This window comes from Homoserinimonas sp. (assembly GCF_056262345.1).
In genome coordinates this window covers 1-11,633 of record NZ_JBACFR010000030.1, presented here as the reverse complement: position 1 = coordinate 11,633, position 11,633 = coordinate 1, and the positions used below count along the sequence as shown (strand labels likewise).

Annotated in this window: 12 protein-coding genes; 5 read left to right on the top strand and 7 right to left on the bottom strand. The window is 64.2% G+C overall.

Annotated features, from left to right (window positions below; translation table 11 throughout):
• Positions 1-78 precede the first annotated feature (78 nt).
• Genes AC062T_RS01450 through AC062T_RS01440 form a run of 3 tightly spaced genes read right to left on the bottom strand, consistent with a single transcriptional unit; the run spans position 79 to position 3,005 of the window.
• Positions 79-1,020: a hydroxymethylglutaryl-CoA lyase gene (locus AC062T_RS01450; protein WP_476026719.1), complete on the bottom strand. Its 942-nt coding sequence runs from the start codon at positions 1,018-1,020 to the stop codon at positions 79-81.
• Positions 1,021-1,046: 26 nt separating this feature from the next.
• Complete coding sequence (locus AC062T_RS01445) at positions 1,047-1,823, bottom strand: FadR/GntR family transcriptional regulator (RefSeq protein WP_476026717.1); 777 nt, start codon at positions 1,821-1,823, stop codon at positions 1,047-1,049.
• A 15-nt stretch (positions 1,824-1,838) separates the two neighbouring features.
• Entirely contained in the window at positions 1,839-3,005 is a 1,167-nt protein-coding gene (locus AC062T_RS01440) for an acyl-CoA dehydrogenase family protein (RefSeq protein WP_476026715.1), read from the bottom strand.
• Between the two features lie 172 nt (positions 3,006-3,177).
• Between AC062T_RS01440 and AC062T_RS01435 the strand changes: the two genes are divergently transcribed.
• Genes AC062T_RS01435 through AC062T_RS01425 form a run of 3 tightly spaced genes read left to right on the top strand, consistent with a single transcriptional unit; the run spans position 3,178 to position 6,136 of the window.
• Complete coding sequence (locus tag AC062T_RS01435; RefSeq protein ID WP_476026713.1) at positions 3,178-4,413, top strand: acetyl-CoA hydrolase/transferase family protein; 1,236 nt, start codon at positions 3,178-3,180, stop codon at positions 4,411-4,413.
• Positions 4,414-4,460: 47 nt separating this feature from the next.
• Entirely contained in the window at positions 4,461-4,937 is a 477-nt protein-coding gene (locus AC062T_RS01430; protein ID WP_476026711.1) for a MaoC family dehydratase, read from the top strand.
• The gene (locus AC062T_RS01425; RefSeq protein WP_476026709.1) at positions 4,934-6,136 is read left to right on the top strand and encodes a CaiB/BaiF CoA transferase family protein; all 1,203 of its coding nucleotides are present in this window, start codon (positions 4,934-4,936) and stop codon (positions 6,134-6,136) included. Before AC062T_RS01430 ends, AC062T_RS01425 begins: the two co-directional genes overlap by 4 nt.
• Positions 6,137-6,154: 18 nt before the next feature.
• Here the strand turns inward: AC062T_RS01425 and AC062T_RS01420 are convergent, their stop codons facing one another.
• The 3 genes from AC062T_RS01420 to AC062T_RS01410 form a co-directional block, all read right to left on the bottom strand.
• Positions 6,155-6,964 carry a FadR/GntR family transcriptional regulator gene (locus AC062T_RS01420; protein ID WP_476026707.1) on the bottom strand — a complete coding sequence of 270 codons (810 nt, stop codon included), beginning with the start codon at positions 6,962-6,964 and terminating at the stop codon, positions 6,155-6,157.
• A gap of 62 nt (positions 6,965-7,026) precedes the next feature.
• A complete protein-coding gene (locus AC062T_RS01415) occupies positions 7,027-7,986 on the bottom strand; it encodes an acyl-CoA dehydrogenase family protein (protein ID WP_476026705.1) in 960 nt (319 codons plus the stop codon).
• Positions 7,983-9,137 carry an acyl-CoA dehydrogenase family protein gene (locus AC062T_RS01410; RefSeq protein WP_476026703.1) on the bottom strand — a complete coding sequence of 385 codons (1,155 nt, stop codon included), beginning with the start codon at positions 9,135-9,137 and terminating at the stop codon, positions 7,983-7,985. The genes AC062T_RS01415 and AC062T_RS01410 overlap by 4 nt, the downstream gene beginning before the upstream one ends.
• Before the next feature lie 130 nt (positions 9,138-9,267).
• Here AC062T_RS01410 and AC062T_RS01405 point away from each other — a divergent pair, with 130 nt between their 5' ends.
• Complete coding sequence (locus tag AC062T_RS01405) at positions 9,268-10,098, top strand: SDR family NAD(P)-dependent oxidoreductase (RefSeq protein WP_476026701.1); 831 nt, start codon at positions 9,268-9,270, stop codon at positions 10,096-10,098.
• Here AC062T_RS01405 and AC062T_RS01400 read toward each other — a convergent pair.
• Positions 10,095-10,844 (bottom strand): enoyl-CoA hydratase-related protein, encoded by a 750-nt coding sequence (locus AC062T_RS01400; protein ID WP_476026699.1) that lies wholly within the window; start codon positions 10,842-10,844, stop codon positions 10,095-10,097. The genes AC062T_RS01405 and AC062T_RS01400 overlap by 4 nt on opposite strands.
• Before the next feature lie 67 nt (positions 10,845-10,911).
• Here AC062T_RS01400 and AC062T_RS01395 point away from each other — a divergent pair.
• On the top strand, positions 10,912-11,633 hold a 722-nt coding region (locus AC062T_RS01395), incomplete at its 3' end, for an NAD(P)H-dependent flavin oxidoreductase (protein WP_476026697.1).

The window sequence follows — 11,633 nt, the reverse complement described above, 5'->3', positions numbered from 1 at the left end:
ATCGCCCCACACACAACGGTGGGACGCCGAGCTCCAGGGCCAGATGGTAACAACATCCGGCCAGAATACGAGCGGCTCCTAGCTTTCGCCAGGGGTTGCGGTGAGGGCCTTCACAACCCGAGATGGCGAGGGCTTGCCCATACGCTCGGCCATCCAAACGCTCGTCTGAACAAGCGAATTCAGGTCGACGCCTGTCTCGATTCCCAAGCCGTCGAGCATCCACACGAGGTCTTCTGTCGCCAGGTTTCCCGTCGCTCCCGGAGCGTAGGGGCAACCGCCCAACCCTCCCGCGGAGGAGTCAAACGTGCGCACCCCGGCCTCGAGCGCCGCATACGCGTTAGCCAGAGCCTGGCCGTAAGTGTCATGGAAGTGCACCGCGAGGGCGTCGACGCCCACACCTGCATCGACGAATCCAGCGATCAGCGCCTTGACGTGACCGGGAGTGCCGACGCCGATCGAGTCGCCGATCGAGAGCTGCGACGCCCCCAAGTCGAATAGCCGCTTGCCGACGCTCACCACCTGCTCGATGGGAACGTCTCCGTCCCACGGATCGCCGAAGCACATAGACACGTAGGCGCGCACATCGAGGCCGTTGTCGCGGGCACGGCGAACGGTTGGCTCGAACATCGCAAATTGCTCGTCGAGCGAGCGATTGAGATTCTTGCGCGCGAATGAATCGGTGGCGCTGCCGAAGATTGCGATGGTGCGCACACCGGCCTCTAGCGCGCGGTCTAGGCCACGATCATTGGGAACCAGCACGGGCATGGATGCCGCCCCGGTGAGATCGAGCGCCGCGAGAACCTCGCTGGCATCGGCCAACTGTGGCACCCAGCGCGGATGCACAAAGCTCGTCGCCTCGATCACGGGAAGCCCTGCCGCGACCAGCCGGCGAATGAACTCAATCTTGGTCTCGGTCGGCACCAGGACCGACTCGTTCTGCAAGCCGTCTCGCGGCCCGACCTCGTAGATCGTCACGGCTGAGGGCAGGGCGGCCTGGCGCTCGGTTTGCGGCTGTCTCATGGAACTCTCCTGACTATCGTTTGCGGTCATGTGCCATCGGGCACAACGTTGATGGGCGCATCGAGCAGCTGCGGATAGAACGTGCGAACGTGGTCAACTGTCGCTTGAAGGTGCACCGTCATTGCATGATGGGCCGCCGGGCCATCCCCCGCGGTGAGTGCCGCCAGCACCCTGCGGTGCGCACATAGGGCGCCGCCGAGCGCATGTGGCGAATACCGCACCCCGGAGTCATGACCATCGGCGATCGTGCTGAGGGCTCGCCACAGCATGGAGAGCGGGCGGTTGCCGCTCGCCTCCGAGACCAGGGTGTGGAACTCGCGATTGAGGCGCCGCCACTGGTCGCTGCCTACCCGGGCCTCGTCGAGCAAGCGCGTATTCTCCGCGAGGTCGGCGAGTTGAGTTTCGCTTCGATGGGTAGCGGCGAGGCTCGCAAGCGCAGGCTCCACGATGAGGCGAGCCTCAAGGACCTCGCGAAGCCCGACCGAGCTCAGACGAAACAGAATCGAAAGCGGCCTAGCGAGCGCACGCGGCTGAGGATGCGCGACGAATGCTCCGCCGCCTTTGCCGACCCGAATCTCGATAACGCCCTGCGCCTCCAAGATTCTCAGCGCCTCGCGAAGCGAGCCCCGCCCGACCCCGTAGTGGGCAACCATTGCTGCCTCAACGGGCAGACGGTCACCAGAGACCAGGCCGGAGAGCAGGATGCCGTCGGCTATGGACTCGGCCAGAAAGCTCGACTTTCTCCGGCGACCAGCGCCGAACGCCAGCATGCTGTCGCCATCCGGTGCATTCTCGCTGTTCACGACGCCGCCCGATACTCAGTACGAGCGCGGAAGCCCGAGAACGTGCTCGGAGATGAAGTTGAGCACCATCTCCTGCGGCACGGGAGCGCTCTTCATGAGCCGCGACTCCACCCAGTACCGGCCAACGTCGTACTCCTCGGCATACGCGAATCCGCCGAGAGTCTGCATGGCGCGGTCCGCCGCAAAAAATGCCGCCTCGGATGCGAGGTACTTGGCCGTGTTGGCCTGCTCACCGCACGGCAGCCCGTTGTCGTAGCGCCACGATGCTTCGCGCACGGCAAGTTCCGCCGCTCGCAGCTTCATGTGTGCCTCGGCCAGCGGGAACGCGATTCCCTGGTTTTTGCCAATCGGCCGCCCAAAGACGACGCGCTCTTTGGCGTACTGGGTGGCCTTGCGCAGCGCCGCCTTGCCGATGCCCACCGCCTCGCCCGCGATGAGGATGCGCTCGGGGTTGAGCCCGTCGAGAATGTATTTGAACCCTTTGCCTTCGTCTCCGACTCGGTCGCTGACCGAAACCTTGAGCCCGTCGTAACGGGTCTCGCATGATCCGACGGCATTGCGGCCGATCTTGTCGATGAGGCGGATGTCGACCTCCGGCACCTGAAGGTCGGCCAGGAGCAGAGTCATCCCGTCGGTGCGCTTGACCGACTCTTCGAGCGGTGTCGTTCGGGTGAGCAGCAACACCTTCTGGGAGAGGTGGGCTTTTGTCGTCCATACTTTCTGCCCGTTGACGATGTAGTGGTCGCCGTTCAGAACGGCGCGCGTGGATATGGACGGGGTATCGAGCCCCGCGTCAGGTTCCGTGACCCCGAAGGCCACATGGAGTTTGCCCTCTGCGACCGCGGGCAGATAGGTCTGCTTCATCTCTTCGCTGCCGTGCTTGACCACGGGATTCATTCCGAAGATAGAGATGTGGAGGGCGCTGGCCCCATTCATCGCAGCCCCCGATGCCGCGACTTCTTCGAGAACGATTGACGCCTCCGTTATGCCGCCGCCGCCTCCCCCGTATTCCTCCGGAATGGCGACCCCCACCCAGCCTGCCGACGCCATGGTGTCGTAGAACTTCCAGGGGAACTCGTGCTCATGGTCGTGCTTTCGCCAGTAGTCGTCGCCAAAGTCGCTGCAGAGGTCTCGGATGGCGCCCCGGATGTCGCTGAGGTGTTCTGGTTCTTCAAAGTGCACGTGGGACTCCTCGACGGCGGTGGGGTAAGTATTCGGACGTTTTCGCTGCGTGCCCCCTGGACACTATGTATCTAAATCATTAGCATAATTAACATCCGCATATTTGGGAAGCGGAAACGCAGGCCGAGCACGATCGACATCGGCACGCAGCAACACGAATGAGGGCACCGAGATGAGATGGTTCGACCGCGACGAAGCGTTCGATGACATTGTCGACGGGGCGCGCATTGTCGCCGGAAACGCGTGCGGCACCCCCACGACCCTTCTCGCCGGGCTCGCCCGTCGCGCCGAGCGGTCCGGGCCCCTGACCCTCACGTGCGGCCTGCTGCTGGGCGAGATTCCCCTCGAAGCTGCCGTGCGATCCGGGGCGCTGCACCTGCGTAGTTGGCATGTTCACGGTGCTCTTCGCCAGCTCTACCGCGAAGGCCTCGTCGACTACCTGCCCGTTCGCCTGCTCGACATCCCCGATGTGGTTCTGCGGGATTCCGACGTCGCCCTCATTCGAGTCGGCCCCGCCGACCACGACGGCTACTGCAGCATCGGGCCTTCGGCCAGCTTCACGATCGACGCCATCGACCGGGCACGCCTCGTGATCGCCGAGGTCTCGGAAGACATGCCCCGAACCCGTGGCGACAGTGCCGTGCACATCTCGCGCATCGATCGGTTCGTTCGCTCGGAATACCCGCTGCCAGAGCATCCGCAGGCGTCACCGGATGCCGTAGCGGCCGCGATTGCCGAGAACGTTCTGAGCATCCTGCCGGAGGGTGCAACTCTGCAGCTGGGCATCGGCTCGGTTCCCGAGGCATTGGCCTCGGCAGTTGCCCGCGACGACACCCCTGGAACATTCGGGCTTATCGGGCTCGTAACCGACGCGATGGTCCCCCTCGTCGAGCAGATCGCCGCGCGCACGGGCATGCCTGTTCGCGCGGTCGAACTCATGGGCACTGCAGCGTTCATGCGCTGGGCCCACAACAACCCCGCCCTCGAAATGCGAAGCTCGCAGCACGTGCACAACCCCGTCGAGCTCTCGGCGATTCCGCGACTCGTCTCGGTGAATTCGGCGGTTGCGGTAGACGTGCGGGGGCAGGTTATTGCGGAATCGGTTCGCGGCTCGGTGATCGCCGGCGTTGGCGGGAGCGCCGATTTCTCCGAGGGCGCGCACCTCTCCGCCGGCGGCCTTCGCATCATCGCGCTCGCCTCGACGACCCGGTCTGGGGCGTCCACGATCGTCGCAGCCCATGATCGAGCCGATACGGTAACAACCCCTCACCACAGCGTCGACGCGGTAGTCACGGAACACGGAGTCGCCTGGCTTCGCGGGCGCACCCGTCGAGAAAGGGCGCACGCCCTCACTGCGATCGCCGGGCCCGACCACAGGGATTCGTTGAGTACCTTGGTCACCCACTAGACATCACCATTCGAGCCGAACCGGCTCTCCACTGAAGGGAAACCACAATGACGCAGCGCCGCCTCGGATCTTGGTTCGAAGAACTCCCCGTCGGAACGATCACTCGTCACGCGATCACGCGAACGCTCACCGAATCGGACAACGTTCTCTTCACCACGATGACCATGAATCCGCAGCCACTGCACCTCGACGCAGACTTCGCTTCGCGCACAGAGTTTGGCAAGCCGCTCGTGAACTCGTTGCTGACGCTGAGCACCGTGGTCGGGCTCAGCGTGCCGGAACTCACCCTCGGAACGACCGTGGCCAATCTCGGATTCGGCTCGATCGAGTTTCCCCAACCCGTCTTCGCTGGCGACACGGTTCATGTCATTACCGAGGTTACGGCCGCGCGCGCCTCCGCATCCCGGCCCAACGCGGGGATCGTGGAGTTTCGCCATGACGGCTTCAACCAGCGCGACGAACTCATCTGCCGCGCTGTGCGGTCCGCCCTCATGCTGCGCGCACCGCACGGGGAGTCGGAGTGATCGACGACACCAGCCACCACATCCCGGGTCCCGGTCCACTCGCGGGCGTGACGGTGGTCGACACGACCACGATGCTCATGGGGCCGTTCTCGACCGCCATTCTCGGTGAGCTCGGCGCCCGTGTGATCAAGATTGAGCCGCGCGACGGCGACATCGCGCGGGGAATCGACGATCGCGAGAACCAACTGCTCAGCCCGATCTACCTCAACATCAACCGGGGCAAGGAATCCATTGCCCTCGACCTGCGCGAGCCCGCCGATCGCGCCCTGTTCGAGAGAATCGTTGCCAAGGCAGACATCGTTGCGCACAACCGCCCCCCAGGGTCTGAGAAGCGCATTGGCCTCGACTACGACACCCTCGCGGCGATCAATCCGCGCATCATCGTGTGCGGCATGTTCGGTTTCGGCTCGACGGGGCCCTATGGCGCTCGCCCCGCGTACGACGATGTCGTGCAGGCGGTCTCGGGGCTCGCTGCCCATCAGACGGGAGACGGCGATCCGCAGTATGTGCGCACGCCCCTCACCGACAAGATCACCGGCATGCTCGCCGCTGGCACGATCAGCGCAGCGCTGTATGAGCGCGAGAAATCAGGTCGGGGCCAGTACATCGAGGTTCCCATGTTCGAGACGATGGTGCGCTTTCTGCTTGTCGAACAGCAGGGCGCCTATGTATTCGATCCCCCTCGCGGCCCTGCGGGGTATGCCCGTACCAACTCGCCACACCGGCATCCTTTGCGCACCACCGATGGACTCATCGGAATTCTCGCGAGCACCGATACCCACTGGGCTTCGCTCTTTCGCGTGCTGGGGCGTGATGACTTGCGGCACGACCCGCGCTTCACGAGCATCACCGCACGCACGGCCAACATCGATGCCCTCTATGAGTGGCTCGCTGGCGAAGTAGCCCGCCGCCCGTCGGGCGAGCTACTGGCTCAGCTTCATGCGGCATCCGTTCCTGCGATGCACGTGAACACGATCGAAGACCTCTTTACCGACGAGCACCTGGCAGCAACGGGATACATCGAAGCTGTCGAGCACCCTCGCGCTGGTCCGCTACGGCAGGCGAGAGCGCCGTTTCGCTTCTTGCGCAGTGGAACACCGGACCTCGCCGTCGCGCCTTCGCTTGATGCCGACGGCGATCGGCTGAGAGCGGAGTTCGCCGAATCTCGCGAACCCGCCAACAGCTCCGCAGGCGCCTGAAGTTACAGGCTCTTGAAGTTACAGGCTCTTGAAAGCCTGAACCGCGGCGAGTGACGACGAATCGACGACCTCGTCGCCGTGGCGCTGGATGACGATCTGCTGCGTTGCGCGCAGGTGCTTCTCCGCGAGAGAGCGAACCCCTTCGGCGTCGCCCTCGTCGATGAGGCGCGTGAGCACTTCGTGGGTTCGGAACGACTCACGCTGGCGCTCTTCGTCGGGGTACTGCGAGGCAGCGTTCACGGTCTCGGCCCAGGTTTGTTCCTGAATCGACCAGACCGCGGCCAGGGTTCGCACCAGCAGGCGCACGCTCTGGTTCTCGATTCCGCCGACCAAGATCTCGTGAAAGACGCGTGCCTTTGCGGAGTACTGCTCCCCCGCACCAATGAGCTTCTCGGTCTCTTCGAGGTTCTTGCGAAGCGCCGGCACGATGGTCTCGTGACGGTCGGCACGCGTGGCGCAGGCCACGGCGCACATCGGCTCAAGCATGATCAGCGACTCGGCGAGATCAGAGAGTCGTACCCCCTGGCCCTGCATCGAGAGCGCCACGGCGAAGGATGCGGATGACCAGTCGGGCTTGTGAACGTAGGCGCCGCCGAATTTGCCACGGCGCACGGTGATGAGTCCCTCTGCCTCGAGGATGCGCAGGGCCTCCCGCACGGAGGGTCCGCTTACGCCGTACTGGCGAACGAGGTCATCTTGGCGCGGTAGCGGCACGTCGGTCTGCTCGCTCTTGAGGATGCGCTGGCGCAAATCGGCCGCGATGGCCTCTGCGATCCGAGGCGACAGCCCAATGCGACTGGCCGAAGACCTGACGTTGTCTTCTCCCACTTCACCGATCCTTAATAAGTTATGAATCTAGACAATTCATAACTATTATACGGTTCGGCTTTTCAGACCGTCATCTGCCTCGCCGGTGCGAGATGGCCAAGCTCCGCGTAACCATCCCGCTTAACCGTTTGGGCGAACAAAGCAGATGTTCGATGGGAGTCTTCTGGCAGTCGTCGCGCGGCCTGACTCGCCCGCGACAACCACGATACGTCCACTTCGTCGGTGAAGCCCATGGCCCCGTGTAACTGGTGAGCGCCCCTAAGTACAACGCTCGCCGCCCGCTGCATCGCCACCCGCAGCCCCAGCGCCTCAACGAGTGCCGAGCGACCATCGCCGCTGTGCGCGATGGACCACAGCGCGTACTTGGCAAGCTCGCCGGCGGACTCCGTCTCAAGAGACATGTCCGAGAGTTGAAAGGCCACCGCTTGAAACTGAGACAGCGTGCGCCCGAACTGCTCTCGCTCCCTCGTGTATTGAGCGGTGTCGGCCACGGCGTTCTGGAGCAAACCCAGCAACCACCACGACTGCAAGGTTACGAGCACGGCCGCTCCCGTCAGCGTCGTCTCGCCCGTGGGTGAGGCGACAAGCTCGACTCCGAAGGGCGCGAGCTGCGTCCCGAGAAGCGGTGATGATGCCGTGGCCTCAAGGTCATAGCGGCGCCCCGTGAGGTCGACGGCATTCCAGGTGAGATCGAGATCCACGTGCATGCCGATTCGGTCGCCGACGCGCGAAACCAGCGTCGTCGCCTCAGCGCCCGATGCGCCGAGCCGCTCCACGACCGGGTACGGCACGGCAAAGTGCCCGGCAGCGCGAGCAACCTCTGCGGCCACCTCGAACTCGAGCGCCCCGTCGGCGGGCACAACATCCCAGATTCCCAGCTCCTCGAACGTCTCGCCGACCGCAACCCGTTCTGCAGGGTCGCTCACACAGCGGCGAAGGATGTCGACGCCACCGGCGGCGCTCAGGCGATCGCGAACAATCGCGCCAACCTCAATGGCCTCACGACACAGATCGCCGTTCACGAAGCAACCAACACTCTCGCCACGGTGTTCTTGTTGATCTCGAGCGTGCCAGAGGCGACCGTTGATGCCTGGGCATAGCGCCAGTGATCTTCAACCTCGCGGGTGAAGATCTGACTGTCGTCACCGGTCCCGAGGCCGACGTTGCCCACCATTTCCATCAGCACCTCGGCCACCTCTTGGTCGAGCGTCGTCACGGCCACACGGTACAGCGCGGCCTCGGCGATGGGAGGGGTGCCCGAATCTGCCTTAGCAAGCAGTCGATAGGCGAGCAGACGCGCTTGCCTCGTGCGGACGAGCGCCGCCGCCCAGCGATCCGTGAGGGAGGCAGGCAGGTCGTCCCATGCGTCACCCAGAGCATCCGGGGCCTCCCGCAGGAGCTTCTCGCAGCGGGCATACCGAGCGATGCCGATGCGCTCAAAGCTGAGCACGTCCATCACGATCTTCCAGCCGCCATCAACCTCGCCGACGACGCCGCTGTCGGGCACCCACGCAGTGTCGAGGTAAACCTCGTTCAGGTGGTGCGGGCCAAGCATCGCCTTAATGGGACGCACCTCGACCCCCGGCTGATTCATGTCCATGAGAAAGACGGTGATGCCGTCTTTTCTGCTGCTCTGCTCGCCCGTACGCGCGAGCAGGAAGCACCATTGCGCCATGCTCGCGTACGACGTCCATACCTTCTGGCCCGTGATGTTCCATCCGCCGTCAACCTTGGTGGCCCGCGTGCGCAGCGCAGGCAGGTCGGAGCCGGCTTCTGGTTCGCTAAAGCCCTGGCACCAGATGACTTCTCCCGACGAAATAGCCGGCAGGTGCTGTGCCCGCTGCTCCGCCGTTCCGTGGTTCATGATGATGGGCCCCACCCAGTTGAGCCCCATGTACTGGGCGCCCCGCGGCTCGTGAGCGGCCCACATTTCCTCGCGCAGGGCGGTCTGTTCCCAGACATCAGCGCCGAGCCCGCCGTGCTCCCGGGGCCAAGCCATGGTGAGCAGCTGGCGTGCGCCGAGCTCGCGGCTGAATTTCTCTGTGACGACGAGATCGGCGGGATCGTGCGTGAATGCACCGAGGAATCCCTCTGGCACGTGCTCGCCGATGAGCCCTCTCAGCTCCGCACGTAGCGCCGTTACGCGCTCGGGCTCGGAGAAGTCGAGCGTCATGAGCCCTCCCTCAAGTCGATGACATTACTATCTATATAAACTATAGACCCTAAAGAGTATCGTCCGGCCTGTTAAATTGGTAATCTTCTAAAACATTATTTAGCCACGGCGAACCCGGCGACGAGGGAGCATGACGATGAACGACAGCCCCAACAACACCCTCCCCCTGGCATCGAAAACCGCGCTGGTAAGCGGCGCTGGGCGCGGAATCGGGCGCGCTATCGCGCTTGCCCTCGCGGGCGCGGGCGCGACAGTAGTCGGCATGTCCCGTGACATCGATCAGATCAACGACTTCGTTCGCGAGGTCGACGGCGCGGGCGGTACCGCGTTCGGAATCGCGGTTGACCTCCGCGACCCAGCCTCGGTCGAGGCGGCGATCGCCGAACTTGAGACAGTGACCGACGGTGTCGACATCCTCGTGAACAACGCCGGCGTTAACGTGAAGCGCCCCACCGTCCCATTGCCGGGAACCGACTCCGTGGGGCAGCCGGGAACCGGGCCAGCGTCTGTCGCGATGTCCGACCACGAATGGGATTCGATTCTCGACACCCATGTGCGCGGCTCGCTGCACCTCATTCGGGCGGTCGTGCCGGGAATGCTTGAGCGTCGCTCGGGCCGAGTGATCAACATCGGGTCAAGCAGCGTGGGGCGACTCGCCAACATGGTGACGCCGTACCAAGTCGCCAAAGGATCGCTCACCCACCTCACGAAGGCTCTCGCCAAGGAGTGGGCGGCCTACGGAGTTACGGTCAATGCGATCTCTCCCGGGCAATTCCGCACCGACATGTCCAAAGCCCTGCACGACAGCGAAGCCGGCCAGGCCTGGCTGCGCGAGCGCATTCCGATGGGCCACGCCGGAGACGCGCGCCAGTTGGGAGCCCTCGCAGTGCATCTGGCAAGCGACCACTCCTCGTTCATCACCGGCCAGGTCATCTACGTGGACGGCGGAGAGACCCTCTAACGGTCGCTACGCTCGCGGTCGCCGAACAGCGCGAGCGAGTCATGTCGCTCGACGCTCCACTCGGCGAGCCTCTGACGCTCGAAAGCACGGTCTGGCCCGAGCATCCGCTCCCGACCGTTGCGGTAGAGGTCCATGGCATTGGCGGATGCAGCGGCCGGCACATCCGCCATCGCGTGGGCCAGTTGCCGAGCTCGCCCCAGCAGCGCATCGTGCTCGACGACCTCATTGACGAGCCCCCACCGCAGGGCCATCTCGGCGTCGATCGGCATCCCGGTGAGTGTCATCTGACGGGCACGCGCGACGCCGATCGCAGCCGGCAACTCCGCGCTGAGACCCCACCCCGGGGTCAGGCCGATCCTGGCGTGGGTGTCGGCGAAGGTGGCCGCCTCTGAAGCGATGACAAACGAGCACGCAAGCGCGATCTCGAGGCCACCCGACACGCAACTCCCGTTGACGGCGGCAATCGTGGGGGTGGTCATGGAGCGCAGCCGGGTCGCGGGGTCGATAGCCGGGGGCACATAGTCCGGATCGGAGAGCAGCTCCTTGGCATCGACTCCGCTGCTGAACGCGGGGTCTGTGCCCGTGATGACGATCGAGCGAATCGTCGGATCGGCTTCTGCTTCGGAGAGGCGCTCGACGAGGGCCACGCGCGTGGCGCGGTTGAGCGCGTTGCGTGCCGCTGGTCGATCGAGAGTGATGAGGAGCAGAGCCGATTCGCGTTCTAGCCATAAATCCGCCTGCATCATGTCTCCCCATCATCCGGGCCGGTTTAACTAATAAGCTATAAAAGATTTTATAGGAGAGAGAGCATCAATGTCGCTGCCCGCCCACATTTCAGACCGGCTGACCCTGCCCCTCATTTGCGCGCCGATGTTTCTCATCTCCACCCCCGAACTCGTGATCGAGTCATGCAAGGCCGGGCTGATTGGAGCCTTCCCGCGCAAGAACACCCGCACTCTCGCCGAGTTCGAAGGCTGGCTGCGGCAGATCAGGAACGCCCTCACGCAGTGGAGTGCCGAGACCGGCCTTACGTCTGGCCCGCTCGCCGTCAACGTCATCACGACCCTGCCGAGCACCGAATTGCGGGCCGAGCTTGAACTCTGCGCCGCCTATTCCGTTGACATCATCATCACGGCCAACGGCAAACCCACCGAGATCACCCGCATCGCCCACGATTTGGGCATGGCGGTCTACCACGACGTGATCTCAATCGAGTTTGCCGAGAAGGCCATTGCCGCTGGGGTCGATGGACTCAACTGCATCGGGGCGGGTGGCGGCGGGCACTCCGGCACCATGACGCATCTCGCACTCATTCCCAAGGTGAGGAGCATCTTCGACGGCGTCATCTCCCTCGCAGGAGCGGTTGCCACGGGCCGCGCCATCCGCGCCGCCGAGGTTCTGGGGGCCGATCTCGCGTTCGTTGGCACCCGGTTCGCGGCCACCCAGGAGTCGTCAGCTCACGCCATGCAAAAACAATGGATGGTCACCGGCACCTCTCGCGACCTGCGATACAGCCCCAAGGTCAACGGCGTTTC